The following is a 15,143-nucleotide window of genomic DNA, read 5'->3' as shown; positions in this document are numbered from 1 at the left end:
TCATGGACATCGTCAAACTTGCAATCAGCAATGCCCGGCTGACCATTGCGGTCCTGGTCTTTCTCATCCTTGCGGGTGCGGTCGCCTACCAGTCGACGCCGAAGGAAGCGGAACCGGACGTTCCGATTCCGATGATGTATGTCAGCCTGATCTACCAGGGCATCTCGCCGGAAGACTCCGAGCGCCTTCTGCTGCGGCCGATGGAAGCCAAGCTGAAGAGCCTGAAGGGCCTGAAGGAGATGCGGTCGGCCGCCTTCCAGGGCGGCGGTTATGTGCTCGTTGAATTCCAGCCACAGACGGACCTCGCCACCGCGCTGCAGGACACACGCAGCAAGGTGCAGGACGGCAAGGCCGACCTGCCGCAAGCGGCTGAGGAGCCCGTGGTCTCCGAGGTCAACATCTCCGAGTTCCCCGTCCTGGTCGTGACGCTGTCGGGCGAGGTGCCCGAGCGCGTGCTGACGGCGGCGGCGCGCGAGCTGCGCGACCGCATCGAGGAAGTGCCGGGCGTGCTCGAGGGCTCATTGCAGGGCGCGCGCGACGACCTCGTCGAAGTGGTCATCGATCCGATGAAGCTGTCTTCCTACGGGCTGCAGCTCGACCAGTTGATCGGTGCGGTCGGCGCCTCCAACAGTCTTGTCGCCGCCGGCAACATCGAGGGATCCGAGGGCAAATACGCGGTCAAGGTGCCGTCGCTTATCGAGACGCCAGAGGATGTGGCGGCGCTTCCGGTCGTCGCCGGCCCCAATGCGGTGGTGCAGGCCAAGGACATTGCCACCATCCGCTCCACATTCAAGGACGCCGAGACGGTCACCCGCCTCGACGGCAAGCCGGCGATCGCCATCGAGGTGAAGAAGCGCATCGGCTCCAACCTGATCGATACGATTGGCAAGGTCAGGGACGTGTCCGACGCCTTCATCAAGACGATGCCGGAGGGCATGCACGTCACCTACACGCAAGACAAGTCCGTCTTCGTGAACCAGTTGCTCGGCGATTTGCAGAACCACGTGATGATCGCCGTGATCCTGGTGTTCATCGTCATTCTCTACGCGCTGTCTGGCCGTGCCTCGCTGCTGATCGGATTGGCCATCCCCTCATCCTTCCTGATCGGCATCCTGTTGCTGGCAATGATGGGCTACACGATCAACATGATCGTGCTGTTCAGCCTCATCCTGGCGGTCGGCATGCTGGTCGACGACGCCATCATCGTCACCGAATTCGCCGAGCGCCGCATGAGCGAGGGCATGCCGAAGGAGCAAGCGTTCGCGCTTGCCGCCAAGCGCATGGCCGGCCCGGTCATCGCGGCGACGATGACGCGCATTGCCGCCTTCTCGCCGCTGTTGTTCTGGCCGGGCATCATCGGCGACTTCATGAAATACATGCCGATCACGCTGATCGTGACGCTCTCGGCCTCGATGCTCTATGCGCTGGTCTTCGCGCCGACGCTGGGCGCGATATTCGCCAAGGCGCCGGCCCATCACCCCGACGACAATCGCGACGGCTGGTACATGGCCGTGGTCAAGCAGGCGGTGCATTATCCCATCACCGTGCTTGTCCTCACTGTGGCGCTGTTGTTCGGCGTCGGCTACGCCTATTCGAAATTCGGTGCCGGCGTCGAATTCTTCCCGAATGTCGAGCCTGACTACGGCCTGCTCTATGTCCACGCCCGCGGCAATCTTTCGCTTGCCGAAATGGACGCGGCCACCAAGACCGCGGAAAACCGGCTGCTCGGCTGGCCGGGCGTAAAGTCTGTCTATACCCGTGTCGGCAAGACGCAGGGCGGCGGCCAGGATGTTCCGGAAGACGTGGTTGGCGTGATCCAGTACGAATTCGTCGACTGGCGCGAGCGTAAATCGGCGAACTCAATCCTGGACGAACTGCGCGGCGTTATGGCCGGCATTCCCGGTGTCGACGTCGAGGTTCGCGTGCCGGAAGCCGGCCCGCCTACCGGCAAGCCGATCCAGATCAGGCTTTCGGCCGTAGATCCGAAGGGCCTTGACGACAAGGCCCGCGCGGTCGCCGCGCGCATTGCCAAGGTGCCCGGCGTCATCGATATTTCCGACGGCCTGGCGCCGCCCGGCGTCGACTGGGCGCTTGAAGTCGATCGCGCCAAGGCGGCGCAGTACGGCATCAGCCCAACCGCGGTCGGGACGGTGGTGCAATTGGTGACCAACGGGCTGAAGCTCAGCGAGTACCGGCCCGCCGGCGCCGATGATGCGGTCGACATCAGACTGCGTCTGCCCGAGGATCGACGCACGCTGTCGACGCTCGACGAACTCAGGGTGCAGACCGCGCAAGGCTCGGTGCCGATCTCGAACTTCGTCGTGCGCAAGCCGGAGCCGACGGTCGGTATCCTCAACCGCATCGACGGTGCGCGAACGGTCGTCGTCCAGGCCAACGTCGCTGCCGGCGCCCAGGTGGCTGCCGTCCAGCAGGAGGTCACCAAAGCTGTCGCCGACATGAACCTCGGCAGCGGCATTCGCTGGAAGCTTGCCGGTTCGAATGAGGACAGCGCGGAGGCTGGTGCCTTCCTCAGCAAAGCCTTCGGTGCGGCGATCTTCCTGATCTTCATCGTGCTTCTGGCGCAGTTCAACAAGTTCACCAGCGTCTGGCTGGTGCTGTCCTGCGTGGTCATGGCGACGATCGGCGTGTTTCTCGGGCTGCTGCTGACGGGAGAGGCATTCGGCATCGTCATGTCGGGCATCGGTGTCATCGCGCTGGCCGGGGTGGTGGTGAACAACAACATCGTGCTGATCGACACCTATGACCGGTTGCGCGAAGAGGGCTGGGACAAATACGAAGCCGTTCTGCAGACCTGCCGCGAGCGTGCCCGCCCGGTGGTGCTGACGGCGGTGTCGGCGATCCTCGGCGTGCTGCCGATCGCCTTCGGCCTCGGCCTCGAAATCTTTCATCACGAGACGACGATCAACGCGCCGTCGACGCAATGGTGGATTTCGCTGTCCTCGGCGATCGTCTTCGGGCTGTCCTTCGCCACCGTGCTGACGCTGGTGGTGACGCCGTCGATGCTGATGGTATTCACTCGCGCCAAGATCAAACCCGGCGCGCGTCGGGGCTGGTTCAGCCGCCTGTTCGGGCGTCGCAAGGCCGAAATCCCGTCGAAAGGCCTGGACGCCGATCTGGGCGCCGAACCGGCGATCGCCTTCCCGAAGGCCGCCGAATAGAGTCCGGATCGCCGTCCTGATCAAGCAAAGGCCGCCCGGGAACAATGGGCGGCCTTCTGCATTGTTCCGTCATTGCAACCTCAAAGCGAGGATTTTCTGATGACGATCAGCACCATTCTCATCATTATCCTTATTCTTATTCTGATCGGCGCGGTTCCGGCGTGGCCGCATTCCCGGTCCTGGGGTTACGGACCATCCGGCATCGTCGGCGTCATCCTGATCGTTGTCCTGGTGCTGCTGTTGATGGGCCGGATCTGAGCGCAACCTTCCTCCCGAACAGCGGCGGATGACCATCAGGCCATCCGCCTTTTTTAAGTTCCTTGTTGGGCAGCTTTTTGCGTCGTCTTGATCGTGGCGATGGCGATATCCTCAAGCGCTTCCGACACTGCATCTTCCAGCGGCGTGTGCGGGATCGTACCGATAACGCTTTCCAGCCTGCCTGAAACCAGCCGGTGCGGCTCGAAGCGGAGATAGGACATCGAAACGATCTCGCGCCACATCGCCACGAACGGGCCGCCGGCACGCAGCACCCACCACGGCATCGACGTCAGTTTCAGCGAGCGCCCGAGCGCCTTCTCCGCGGCCGCCTTGATCTGCAGGTCGGTCACCGCATGACCGGGAAAGTTCAGCGCCTCGTAGAAGCCGAGCTTGTCGAGATTGTCAGCCAGCCCGACGAAGGTCTTGGCCAGGTCGGGCAGATAGGCCCATTCATGCACGAGATCGACCGGCCCGGGGGCGGTATAGACGCCCTTGGTCATCTTGGCGGCAACAACCAGATCGAACCACGATCCGCTGCCGGTGCCGCCGAAGAAATCACCAGCGCGCAGCAGAATCGTGCGCACTCGACCTGCATCAGCCTCACGGCGAAACAGGTCCTCCATGGCGACGCGGATACGGCCCTTTTCCGTCGTCGGGCGAAACGGCGTGTCTTCGGCTATCACCGCCGGCATCTGCGAGCCGTAATTGTAGACGGTGCCCGGGAAGAGATGCAGTGCGCCGTTCGCCCGGCAGGCAGCCATCACATTCTCGGCCATCGGCAGGCATTTGCTCCAGTCGGTGTAGAGCGGGTTGAGGCCGTTGAAAATGATATCGACGCCTTCGGTCGCGCGGATCAGCGCAGCACGGTCGAGCGCGTCGCCGGCGATCGCCGTAGCGCCTTTGAGCTCGGCCGGCACCTTGCCGCTGCGGGTGATGGCACGGACATCGTAGCCGGCATCGAGGAAGGCCTTGGCGACCGTGCGGCCGAGGCGGCCATTGGCGCCGAGAATTGCGATCGTGGTCATTGTTTGTCTCCATGTTTGCGTATGACCCCAATGTGATTTCTTCGCAAGCGAATGGAAATTGACTAAAGCTGGCGATATGATATTCAATTTTGGATGGATATTGACTGGAACCTGATCAAGAGTTTCGTCACCGTGGCGGAGACCGGCAGCCTGTCGGCCGCCGCGCGAAAACTTGCCGCGAGCCAGCCGACGCTCGGCCGCCACATCACCGAGCTGGAACAGGCGCTCGGTGTCACGCTCTTCCGGCGCGGGCGGCGTGGCTACGCGCTCACGGAAGCGGGCAGCACGCTCTTTGAACGGGGCCGCGCGGTGAGCGAGCAGGCGAGCGCCTTTTCGCTGCTGGCGCTGGGATCGGTCGAGGCGATAGAGGGTACGGTGCGCATTGCCGCCAGCGAAGTGGTGGCGGCCTATGTGCTGCCGGAAATCACAGCGAGGCTTGGGTTCGAGGAGCCGGGCATCGAGGTCGAGATCGTCGCCTCGAACCAGGTCGAGAATCTGCTGCGTCGCGACGCCGATATCGCCATTCGCATGGTCAAGCCGGCGCAGAATGAACTGGTCGCGCGCAAGGTGACCGACATTCCGCTCCGCGCCTGCGCGGCAAAATCCTATCTGGACCGGCGTGGCCGTCCGCGCGAGGCCCGCGATCTTGCCGGCCATGATCTGGTCGGCTTCGACCGCAGCGACGAGATCATTCGCGGCTTTGCCCAGTTCGGCGTCCCGCTCGCCCGCAATGCCTTCCGCTTCAGGACCGATAATCAGATCGTGCTGTGGGAAGCGGTGCGGGCGGGAAACGGCATCGGCTTTGGCCAGGAGCCGCTCGCCGACCGTGATCCGCTGGTCGAGACAGTGCTGCCGGGTCTCCCGCTGCCGACGCTGCCGGTGTGGCTGGCCATGCACCGCGACGTGCGTACCAGCGTCCGCATCCGCCGCGTCGCGGATTTCCTCTACGAAGAGTTCAAGCGCTATTCAGCCGGTGCAGGCTCGGCAGCGAATTCGGCGCGGTGAGCGAGGCCGGCCATCAACAGCACGACGACCAGCAGCCCGGACAGTGCGACGAAGATCGGGCCGAAGCTCGAGTGCTCGGCGACGAAGCCGATCGCCGACGGCGCCACCAGAATGCCTGAGTAACCCATTGTTGTGACGACGCTCATGCCTGTGCCGGACGCCATGCCTTCCTGGTTGCCGCCGGCCGAAAAAATGATCGGCACCATGTTGGCAATGCCGAGGCCGCAAAAGGCGAAGGCGGCAATGGCCAGCCAAGGCGAGGGAGCCAGCCCGGCCACCAGCATGCCGGCAGCAGCGGCAAGGGCGGAGGCGCGCAACGTCGTAACGGCACCGAAACGGTTGCGGACGCCATCGCCGAGGAAGCGCATGACGGCCATGACTCCGGAAAAGGCGGCATAGGCCAGGCCTGCGACGGCAAGATCGGCGCCGAGCTCCTGCCTGAGATACAGCGCCGCCCAGTCGAGTACCGCACCTTCGGAGATCATCGTCAGCAGCGCCATCAGCCCAACCAGATAGACCAGCGGGTTTGCCGGCAGCGCGAATTTGTGGTGCTCGGCGACCGGGTGCTTGTCCTCGGCGATCAGGTAGCGGATCGCTACGGCGATTACGGCAAAGGCAAGAGCTGTCACCACTGTCGCATGGGCGAGGTGACCGTAGTTCTGGATGGCGAAACCGCCCAAAGCGCCGCCGGCGAAACCGCCAAGGCTCCAGAAGCCGTGCGAGGACGACATGATGGCACGGGACAGCCGCCGTTCAACTGCCACTGCATTGGCATTCATGGCGACGTCCATGCCGCCGATCGAACCGCCGAAGATGAACATGGCGACGGCCGCAAGGGGCACGTTGGGGGCCAGAGCCACAACCAAAAGGCCGAAGCTGCCGGCAAGTCCGAACCAGCGCAGCACCGTGCGCGAGCCATGCTTCGAGATCAGATGGCCGCACCAGGTCATGGCAGTGACGGCGCCGGCACCGAACAACAGAATCAGCAAGCCGAGCGTGAACTTCGAAATGTCGAGTCGCGTCAGGAACACCGGGATCTGCGGCGCCCAACTACCGGTCAAGAAGCCGTTGGCGAGGAAGATGCCGGCCACTGCCCAGCGTCCACGAATCGCGATCTGCGTGATTTTCTGCGCGTCCATCGGGTAGAATCCGGTCCGGAAATGGCGTTGCGCGGCAAATTAGATCGATTCAATTCACAGTCAAGCGCTCTTCGCCGAAAGTGCTTGGACCAGACGCTACGTCCTCTCGCGTCGGCCAACCACCTCGGCGGTCCACTCCGAAATCCCTACGGCTCGGGATAAGGCGCGCCATCCTTGTGCACAAACCGGCCGTCAGCGTTGGTGCTCATCATGTCGATGTCGGAGCAGGTGGCGACGTCGTCGGGCCGGCGCGAACCGACTTCGAGATAGATCGCCATCGCGCCCGATTTATTGATCATGTGATGGCCGTTGCCTGATCCTCTCGGAAAGGCCGCGCAATCACCGGCGCGCAGCACCGTCTCGCCGGCATCTTCGACGAGCGTCAGCTCGCCTTCAAGCACGTAGACGAATTCGTCTTCGTGCGAATGCCAGTGGCGCTGGCTCGACCAGTTGCCCGGCGGCAGGCGCATGAGATTGATGCCGAAGTCGGTGAGCCCGCCTGCGTTGCCTAGCCGCTGCCGCACGCGTTCGGCACAGGGTGCATCGAACGGCGGTGGATAGGATGAGCCCTTGCGTCCGGGCACGTCGGCAACGTCAATCTTAGGCACGGCAGTCCTCCCATTTGGCGGCAAACCATTCGTGAAGGTCGTTCAGCGCGATGGATTGTGACCCTAGTGGTCCCTGGGGCGCCTTGCCTCGAACTCGGCCTTCTTGGCGTCGGAGGCCTCGATCTGGTTCAGGGCCTGCCACTCGGCATAGGGCATGCCGTAGATGATTTCGCGCGACCGGTCCTTGCTGAGTTCGACACCCTCGGCTTGCGCCGCGTCGCGGTACCAGTTGGACAGGCAGTTGCGGCAGAAGCCGGCGAGGTTCATCAGGTCGATGTTCTGTACGTCGGAACGCTCGCGCAGATGCGCGACCAGCCGGCGGAAGGCAGCGGCTTCGAAATCGCGCTTTTGTTCTTCGCTGAGTTCGGTCATGTCATGTTGGCCTCCCTTGGGCCTCATCATACCGGCCCGGTGCGCGAGCCGAATATTTTCACCGCATGTATATCGGCACGTCGATCTATCGCGTCAACGATCGGCGCCAGCCGTTCGGCCCAGGCGAGGGCACGCTTGCGGTCCGCGATCAGGTCCTGGCGGACCTCGAGCAGCGCATGGGCAAAGCCGTTGACGATGGCGTGCCTGAACATGGTATCGCCGCGCAGTGCGCCGTCATAGGGTTCGTTGTCGCCGACGATGAGGCTTTTGTCCTCGGCGAGCATGTCGATCAGCGGCCGCGCAACGCGGTCGTCCAGGTCCCACAATATGCCGACGTGCCACGGCCGCACGAATCCCTGCATGGTCGGTGTGAAGGAATGCACCGAAAAGATGAAGGGTGCCCGCGCGGATGCTCGCGCCACAGAGGCGATCATGGCGCCGACGGCATCATGATAGGGGCGGTAAAAGCGGCCCAGCCGTCTTTCGCGCTCCTCCGGGGCCATGGGATAATTTCCCGGGATGACGGTGCCGTCATAGAGCTGGCGAATCAGCGTTGGATCGTCTTCGCCGCGATTGGGGTCGATCAGCAGTCGCGAAAAATTGGCAAGCACCGCCGGAACGCCGAGCAGACTTGCGAGTTCGCGGGTTACAGTCTCGACGCCGATGTCGTAGGCGATGTGGCGGTCGAACTCCGCCGCCGGCAGGCCGAGACTGCCATACTCCTCCGGCAGGTCGCGGCGGGCGTGATCGGCCAGAAGCACCATGCCGCGCTTGCGATCGCCTTCGACGATATCGAAAGGCGCGAAAACTGTGGATCGGGTCATTGGCGGGAAAGGTCTGTTCGCTGGCTTTCGGGGAGGTGGTATCGTCATTCCACGAAGAGAACGCTTGCGCAATGCCGTTGTTTGGCCACGGTTTCTGCCAAAAAACTGAGCAGGGGCGACCGCAAGCGCGCCAGAGCCTTCTAAATCGATTGGAATTGGACAGATCGGCGCGTTGACATGCGTACCGACTTTTCCGAAAAGGGGCGTTGAGAGATGCAAATGTGGTTCTTGAGGGGTTTCAGGATGGGTTTCGCCGGCAGGCTGCGTGTGCGCCACGCCTTGGCCATGCCGCTCCTGGTACCGGCCATGGGTCTTTTCGCGGTGATTTCGGCCTCGCCGGCACGGGCCGATTTCCGGGTCTGCAACGCCACGCAGAACCTGGTCGGTGTCGGCATCGGCTATCGCGCCAAAGCCGGCTGGATCACCGAAGGCTGGTGGCACATCGAAGGATCGAGCTGCAAGACGCTGATCGAGGGACCGTTGTCATCAAGGTTTTACTATCTTTATGCAGAAGACGCCGAGCGCGGCGGACGCTGGGATGGCCCGATCAACATGTGCGTGGCCGAAAAAGAGTTCAAGATCGCCGGCGTTACCGATTGCGTCGCCCGGGGCTTTCAGCGCGCCGGATTCCAGGAATATGACACGGGCGAGCAGGCAAGCTGGATGGTCCAGCTGACTGACGAGCCCGCAACGGATGGCGCTCCAGCCGCCCCGGGAACAAACAGTCAATGAGACGCAGCCGCAAGGTCAAGATCCTCGCCACCATCGGTCCGGCCTCCTCGTCCGAGGAGATGCTGAAGAAGCTGTTCGAAGCCGGCGCCGACGTGTTCCGCATCAATATGAGCCACACCGACCATGAATTGATGCGTACGCTTGTCGGCCGCATTCGTGCCGTCGAGGAGGCGGTCGGCCGGCCGATCGGCGTTCTCGCCGACCTGCAAGGGCCAAAGCTGCGCGTCGGCAAATTCGCCAACGGCAAAGAGGTGCTGACCGTCGGCCAGACCTTTACGCTCGATGACAATCCGGAGCCCGGCAATTCGACGAGGGTCTACCTGCCGCATCCCGAAATCCTGCGTTCGGTCGAGGCTGGTCATCGCCTGCTGATCGACGACGGCAAGCTCGAGCTCAAGGCGGTCAGCAGCAACGGCAAGGCGATCGTCTGCACCGTCGTCGCCGGCACCACCATTTCCGACAAGAAGGGCGTCAGCCTGCCCGACACCGACCTGCCGGTCGGCGCGCTGACGGAAAAGGACCGCCGGGATCTCGACGCGGTTCTGGCGACCGGCGTCGACTGGGTGGCGCTGTCCTTCGTGCAGCGGCCCGAGGACCTGGCCGAGGCGCGCAAGATCGCACGCGGCCGGGCACTGATCATGGCCAAGATCGAAAAGCCGCAGGCCGTCGCCCGGCTGGCCGAGATCATCGAGCTTTCGGATGCGCTGATGGTCGCCCGCGGCGATCTCGGCGTCGAGATGCCTCTCGAAGCCGTGCCTGGCATTCAGAAGCAGATCACCCGCGCCGCCCGCCGCGCCGGCAAGCCTGTGGTAGTTGCCACGCAGATGCTGGAATCGATGATCACCGCGCCGGTGCCGACCCGCGCCGAAGTCTCGGACGTCTCGATCGCCGTGTTTGAAGGCGCCGACGCGATCATGCTTTCGGCGGAGTCCGCCGCCGGCGCCTACCCGGTCGAAGCGGTGGCGATGATGAACCGGATCGCCACCAAGGTCGAAACCGACCCGACCTATGCCGGCATCATCAACGCGCAGCGCTCGGAACCGGAAGCGACCGGCGCCGACGCCATTTCGCTTGCTGCCCGCGAGATCGCCGAGACGCTGAAGCTGTCGGCCATCATCACCTACACGGCCTCGGGTACAACCGGCCTGCGCGCCGCGCGTGAGCGGCCGCAAGTGCCGATCGTCGCACTGTCGCCGATCCTCAACACGGCGCGGCGGCTGTCGCTGTTGTGGGGCACGCATTGCGTCGTTTCTCCCGATGCCATCGACCTCGACGACATGGTCGATCGCGCCTGCCGCATCGCCTTCGACGAAGGTTTCGGCAAGCCCGGCGACCGCGTCATCATCACGGCCGGCGTGCCGCTCAGGACGCCCGGTTCGACCAACATGCTGCGCATCGCCTATGTCGGATCGGAAGTCGGCCGCTAATGTCGGCCGCGGCTGCCGGATAGGCCGGCTGCATGGCGCGTCGTAGACACGGCGCCAGCCGGGCGCATCGACGGCAGTCGGGTTAGGATAGACGCCGAACTCCGCCAGCTTGCATCAGCCTGTGACCGGCCGTGAAGCGGTTCGAAGGCCCTATCCGACTTGAGCTGGAAGTCAGTTAAGGTAATCTATCCAGGGAGAAAGAGGAGGGTGATCCAATGTGGATGCGCACTGATCTTCTGGAACTCCTCGGCATTGAGCACCCGATAATCCAGGCGCCGATGAGCGGCATCACCACGCCGGAACTGGCGGCAGCAGTCAGCAATGCCGGGGCACTTGGCTCGCTCGCATGCGGCATTCTGCCTGCGGCGGCTATCCGCGAGCAGCTCACGGCGACACAGCACGCCACCAATCGTCCGATCAACGTCAACTTCTTTGCGCACCCGGCGCCGATACACGATGATGCGGCAGCCCAAAGTATGCGAGACCGCCTTTGCGGCTGCTATGAGGAGGTCGGCCTCGGACCGGTGCCCGAGCCGGGCGAGCCCTTCCCCACCTTCGATCGTGAGCGTCTCGAAATTGTGCTCGAGCTGCGCCCCAAGGTGGTCAGCTTCCACTTCGGTCTACCCGACACCGCAATTGTGCAGCAGTTGAAGGCGGCCGGCTGTACTGTCTTGTGTTCGGCCACCACCGTCTCGGAAGCGCGCCAGCTTGAGGCAGGAGGGGTGGACGCCATTGTCGCCCAGGGATACGAGGCGGGTGGGCATCGCGGCACATTCACTGGCGACCCTGCTATCGGCACAGCCGGCACTATGGCACTCGTACCGCAGATTGTTGATGCCGTGCGGGTGCCTGTAATTGCCGCTGGCGGTATCTTCGACGGTCGCGGCATTGCTGCCAGCTTTGCACTTGGTGCATCTGGTGTGCAGATCGGCACGGCTTTCCTGGCCTGTCCTGAAGCCAATGTGCAGCCAGTCTATCGCGCAGCATTGCGCTCGGCCAACGACGAGAGCACGTCGGTGACTCGCTGCTTCACTGGCCGCCCAGCGCGCGTGGTGCGCAACCGGTTTGTGATGGAAATGGCTGGTGAGGAAGATGCAGCGTTGGCGTTTCCGCTGCAGGCGAGTCTGGTCATGCCGCTTTCGATGGCAAAGGATGAAAGCAAGCGGGCTGACTTCTTGCCCACTTGGGCCGGGCAGGGCGTTGCGAAGCTGCGGGAGATGCCGGCCGCCGCCCTTGTGGAGAAACTCGTCACGGAAGCAAACGGCATAGATCGGGCCTATAGGGGAGTAGGGGAGTAGGGGAGTAGGGGAGTAGGGGAGTAGGGGAGTAGGGGAGTAGGGCGCATGTGTTCCGCAGTGCAATCTGCACCTCTCACATACTACCTTACTCCCCTATTCCCCTACTCCCTTACTGGTCTCAAATGCCTTCGCCGGCAAGCTCCTCGGAAAGTGCGGCGACCTGGTCCTGGGCGCTGCGCATCATTGGGTAGATGCCGAGCACGCGCTGCCAGGCCTCAAGTGCCGACTGCTTGTGGCCGGTTTCGGCCATGATCTGAGCCAGGCCCGAAAGCGCGCCGAAATGGCGTGGTTCGAGCTGCAGGGTGCGGTCGATGTCCGCCATCGACTTCCCGTAGTTCTTCATCACGAAATGAACAGTGGCGCGCCGGTTCCAGCCTTCCGCATAGGTCGGCTGCAAAGTCACCACCTGATCGAGGAAATCGAGTGCAACATCGAATTTCTGGTTTTCGATCGCCTTCTGCGACCATTGCATCATCAGGTCGATAGAGGCGCTGCCCGACTGGGACCACTCGCTGCCGATCCGTCCGGCGATGCGCTCGGCCGCCTTTTCGTTGCGTTCGCGCTTGAGATCGGCAAACAGCTGATCGAGCCGCGCCTGTTTCGTCTTGACGACCGGAGGTGCTGTCGGCGGAGTTGTGGTCGGATCTTCAGCCCACGCCGGCAGCGAGACAGCGCCGGAAACGAGGAAAGCCGTGAAAAATGCAAAAAGAATCCGCATCGCGGGAATCTAGCCCCCGACGCCGGATCGTCAAACTGAATTTAGCGTGAGAGTCGTATCATGCGAACGGAGGCGCGCAGCCTCCGTCGAAAACTCAACCCTGGCGCGCCTTGTAGCGCGGCGCGGTCTTGTTGATGATGTAGATGCGGCCCTTGCGACGAACCAGCTGGTTGTCGCGGTGACGCGCCTTCAACGCCTTAAGCGAATTCTTGATTTTCATGGTCTTGCCCGTCGGTCTGGGCCCGGTCACGGGCCGAATTATTAAGGCGCGCCCACAGACGCGCCTTTGAACTGTGCGTGGCTCATAGACGAGGAGCGTTGCCCGTGTCAACCGCAAGCGCGTTGCCTAAACGATACGGACCGTTTCGTATCATCAAATATCCGCCACTGGCGTCTTGCGGCGTTGCGCAGGGTTGAGACGGCTGGAATGATGCGGTTGCGAATTGGAGATCGTCATGCGCCGAATTCTTGTGTCCGCCTGTCTTGTCGTCCTCGCGGCAGGTTCTGTTGCCTATGCGCAGGAATGCGACCGCAACGACGACAGCCAGCAGATGATGAACATCTGCGCCGACGCGGACTACAAATCCGCCGACGCCAAGCTCAACAAGGCCTACCGGGATCTCATCGGCGGAAGTGACGCAAAAGCCAGGAAGCTGTTGCAGACGGCGCAGCGCGCCTGGATCGCTTTTCGCGACGCGGAATGCAGCTATTCCGCCGCGGACAGCGAAGGCGGCTCGATCTATCCGATGCTGATATCGGAATGCCTGACGCGGCTGACCGACGATCGCACCAAACAGCTCACCGCCGATTCGACCTGCGCGGAAGGCGATGTGAGCTGCGCCAGCCCCGACGAGGACGAGAGCGGCGAAATCCAGTAAGCGTAGGTTCTAACTTTGTGTTTGAGCATGATCTTTTCCGAAAACCGGATTCCACTTTTCGCTAGCGCGGACCTTCGGTTCGGGATCATGCTCTAGCTGCGGCGGCTCACGCGCGTAAAATGGCCCATCTTGCGGCCGGGCCGCGCCTCGGCCTTGCCATAGAGGTGCAGCATCAGATCGGGCTCGGCGAGCAGATCAGGAACGCGCCTGACATCGTCGCCGATCAGGTTTTCCATGACGCAGTCGAACTGCCGGGCGGGACTTCCCAGCGGCAGGCCGGCGACGGCTCGAATATGCTGTTCGAATTGCGAGATGGTGCAGGCGGCCTCCGTCCAGTGGCCGGAATTATGGACGCGCGGCGCGATCTCGTTGGCCAGCAGCGAACCGTCGGCGAGGACAAAGAATTCGACGCCGATGACACCGACATAGTCGAGCGCCGCGAGTATCTCGGCCGCCGCCGCTTGAGCCGCAGCCGCCGTCTCGGACTTCACCCCGGCCGGCAGCGTCGAGCTGTGCAGAATACCGTTGCGATGGACATTCCAGGCCGGATCGTAGGCGGCGAGCGAACCGTCGATGCCGCGGGCGCCGATCACCGAAATCTCGCGCTCGAAGGTGACGAAGGATTCCAGGATCAACGGCACGTTGCCCATCGCCTCGCAAGTGCCGGCAAAGCCGCCTGTTTCCATGTTGCGGAAGACACGCTGGCCCTTGCCGTCATAGCCCATGCGGCGCGTCTTCAATATGCCGCTGCCGTTGAACTGTTTCAGCGCAGCCGTCAGTTCCTCGTCATTGTCGACGGGGCTGAAATCCGCGGTCGGTATGCCGATGCCGTTGAGGAATTTCTTTTCCGCCAGCCGGTCCTGCGCCACTTCCAGTGCGCGTGCCGGCGGATAGACCGGCACCGTAGAGGCAAGTGCCGCGGCGGCCGCGACCGGTACGTTCTCGAATTCATAAGTAACGACGGCACTGGCCGCAGCCAGCTCGCTAAGCGCGGCCGCGTCGTCATAGGCGGCGACGATCTGCCGGTTGGCGACCTGTGCCGCCGGGCAATCCGGCTGCGGCTCCAGCACGACGATGCGGTAGCCGAGGCGGGCCGCGGCCATCGCCAGCATGCGGCCAAGCTGGCCGCCGCCGATGATGCCGATGCTCGATCCCGCCGGCAGGCTCACGGCGCGTCCGTGGGCTCGGCGGCCACCTTGGCGGTCTGCGCGGCGCGCCAGCTATCCAGCCGGGCGGCGAGCTTTTCGTCGCTCAGCGCCAGCACCGCGGCGGCCAGAAGGGCAGCGTTGGCAGCGCCGGCCTTGCCGATGGCCAAAGTGCCGACCGGAATGCCGGCCGGCATCTGCACGATCGAAAGCAGCGAATCCTGGCCGGACAGCGTCTTCGATTCCACCGGCACGCCGAACACCGGTAGCGGCGTCATCGCCGCCGTCATGCCGGGCAGATGCGCCGCACCGCCGGCACCGGCGATGATCACCTTGTAGCCGGCCGCCTTGGCGCCCTTGGCGAAGTCATAGAGCCGGTCGGGCGTGCGGTGGGCCGAGACGATCAGGCGCTTGTGCGGAATTCCAAGCGCCTCAAGCGTTTCGGCGGCGTGGCGCATCGTCGCCCAGTCGGACTGGCTGCCCATGATGATGGCGACGTCGGCGCGGTGATCGTCCAAGCTTCTGCTCTCCGGCG

16 protein-coding genes are annotated in these 15,143 nt (G+C 63.4%); 7 read left to right on the top strand and 9 right to left on the bottom strand.

The annotated features are described in order from the left end of the window. The first annotated feature begins 2 nt into the window (after nt 1–2). Together NKJ23_RS02325 and NKJ23_RS02320 are read left to right on the top strand one after the other, a co-directional pair. Nucleotides 3–3,179, top strand: coding sequence for an efflux RND transporter permease subunit (locus NKJ23_RS02325; RefSeq protein WP_352677902.1), 3,177 nt, complete (start codon nt 3–5; stop codon nt 3,177–3,179). Between the two features lie 99 nt (nt 3,180–3,278). Continuing rightward, nucleotides 3,279–3,437 (top strand): DUF3309 family protein, encoded by a 159-nt coding sequence (locus tag NKJ23_RS02320; RefSeq protein WP_023678456.1) that lies wholly within the window; start codon nt 3,279–3,281, stop codon nt 3,435–3,437. 53 nt (nt 3,438–3,490) lie between these two features. On the opposite strand, the gene NKJ23_RS02315 is transcribed toward NKJ23_RS02320, so the two are convergent. Continuing rightward, nucleotides 3,491–4,462, bottom strand: coding sequence for an SDR family oxidoreductase (locus tag NKJ23_RS02315; RefSeq protein ID WP_352574760.1), 972 nt, complete (start codon nt 4,460–4,462; stop codon nt 3,491–3,493). A 93-nt stretch (nt 4,463–4,555) separates the two neighbouring features. Here NKJ23_RS02315 and NKJ23_RS02310 point away from each other — a divergent pair, with 93 nt between their 5' ends. After that, nucleotides 4,556–5,467 (top strand): LysR family transcriptional regulator, encoded by a 912-nt coding sequence (locus NKJ23_RS02310; RefSeq protein WP_352572004.1) that lies wholly within the window; start codon nt 4,556–4,558, stop codon nt 5,465–5,467. Here the strand turns inward: NKJ23_RS02310 and NKJ23_RS02305 are convergent. The 4 genes from NKJ23_RS02305 to NKJ23_RS02290 all read right to left on the bottom strand — a co-directional run bounded on the left by NKJ23_RS02305 (nt 5,425) and on the right by NKJ23_RS02290 (nt 8,410). Then, nucleotides 5,425–6,606 (bottom strand): MFS transporter, encoded by a 1,182-nt coding sequence (locus tag NKJ23_RS02305; protein WP_352677901.1) that lies wholly within the window; start codon nt 6,604–6,606, stop codon nt 5,425–5,427. The two genes, NKJ23_RS02310 and NKJ23_RS02305, sit on opposite strands and share 43 nt — an antisense overlap. A 146-nt stretch (nt 6,607–6,752) precedes the next feature. Then, nucleotides 6,753–7,214 (bottom strand): cupin domain-containing protein, encoded by a 462-nt coding sequence (locus tag NKJ23_RS02300; protein WP_352574764.1) that lies wholly within the window; start codon nt 7,212–7,214, stop codon nt 6,753–6,755. A 63-nt stretch (nt 7,215–7,277) separates the two neighbouring features. Next, nucleotides 7,278–7,586, bottom strand: coding sequence for a DUF1244 domain-containing protein (locus NKJ23_RS02295; RefSeq protein WP_352574766.1), 309 nt, complete (start codon nt 7,584–7,586; stop codon nt 7,278–7,280). Between the two features lie 26 nt (nt 7,587–7,612). Then, the gene (locus NKJ23_RS02290) at nt 7,613–8,410 is read right to left on the bottom strand and encodes an N-formylglutamate amidohydrolase (protein WP_352677899.1); all 798 of its coding nucleotides are present in this window, start codon (nt 8,408–8,410) and stop codon (nt 7,613–7,615) included. A 285-nt stretch (nt 8,411–8,695) separates the two neighbouring features. On the opposite strand from NKJ23_RS02290, the gene NKJ23_RS02285 reads away from it, so the two are divergent. From NKJ23_RS02285 to NKJ23_RS02275, 3 genes are all read left to right on the top strand, one after another. Next, nucleotides 8,696–9,142 (top strand): DUF1036 domain-containing protein, encoded by a 447-nt coding sequence (locus NKJ23_RS02285; RefSeq protein ID WP_502894514.1) that lies wholly within the window; start codon nt 8,696–8,698, stop codon nt 9,140–9,142. Beyond that, nucleotides 9,139–10,569: a pyruvate kinase gene (pyk, locus tag NKJ23_RS02280; RefSeq protein ID WP_352452495.1), complete on the top strand. Its 1,431-nt coding sequence runs from the start codon at nt 9,139–9,141 to the stop codon at nt 10,567–10,569. Before NKJ23_RS02285 ends, pyk begins: the two co-directional genes overlap by 4 nt. Before the next feature lie 215 nt (nt 10,570–10,784). Beyond that, complete coding sequence (locus NKJ23_RS02275) at nt 10,785–11,867, top strand: NAD(P)H-dependent flavin oxidoreductase (RefSeq protein WP_352574770.1); 1,083 nt, start codon at nt 10,785–10,787, stop codon at nt 11,865–11,867. 118 nt (nt 11,868–11,985) lie between these two features. On the opposite strand, the gene NKJ23_RS02270 is transcribed toward NKJ23_RS02275, so the two are convergent. Together NKJ23_RS02270 and ykgO are read right to left on the bottom strand one after the other, a co-directional pair. Continuing rightward, nucleotides 11,986–12,585 carry a tetratricopeptide repeat protein gene (locus NKJ23_RS02270; protein ID WP_352574772.1) on the bottom strand — a complete coding sequence of 200 codons (600 nt, stop codon included), beginning with the start codon at nt 12,583–12,585 and terminating at the stop codon, nt 11,986–11,988. Between the two features lie 94 nt (nt 12,586–12,679). After that, complete coding sequence (ykgO, locus tag NKJ23_RS02265; RefSeq protein ID WP_006203764.1) at nt 12,680–12,805, bottom strand: type B 50S ribosomal protein L36; 126 nt, start codon at nt 12,803–12,805, stop codon at nt 12,680–12,682. Between the two features lie 235 nt (nt 12,806–13,040). On the opposite strand from ykgO, the gene NKJ23_RS02260 reads away from it, so the two are divergent. After that, on the top strand, nt 13,041–13,463 hold the full coding sequence (locus NKJ23_RS02260; RefSeq protein ID WP_352574774.1) for a lysozyme inhibitor LprI family protein: 423 nt from the start codon (nt 13,041–13,043) through the stop codon (nt 13,461–13,463). Between the two features lie 92 nt (nt 13,464–13,555). Here NKJ23_RS02260 and NKJ23_RS02255 read toward each other — a convergent pair whose 3' ends face one another. Further along, nucleotides 13,556–14,632, bottom strand: coding sequence for a 5-(carboxyamino)imidazole ribonucleotide synthase (locus tag NKJ23_RS02255; protein WP_352677898.1), 1,077 nt, complete (start codon nt 14,630–14,632; stop codon nt 13,556–13,558). Continuing rightward, nucleotides 14,629–15,126, bottom strand: coding sequence for a 5-(carboxyamino)imidazole ribonucleotide mutase (gene purE, locus NKJ23_RS02250; protein ID WP_023678468.1), 498 nt, complete (start codon nt 15,124–15,126; stop codon nt 14,629–14,631). Before purE ends, NKJ23_RS02255 begins: the two co-directional genes overlap by 4 nt. Nucleotides 15,127–15,143 lie beyond the last annotated feature (17 nt).

Origin of the sequence: Mesorhizobium sp. M0184 (genome assembly GCF_040322215.1) — a bacterium.
In the GTDB taxonomy this organism is placed as follows: domain Bacteria; phylum Pseudomonadota; class Alphaproteobacteria; order Rhizobiales; family Rhizobiaceae; genus Mesorhizobium.
Note: the sequence above shows the minus strand (reverse complement) of the source record. Positions and strands in the feature narration are given on the sequence as shown.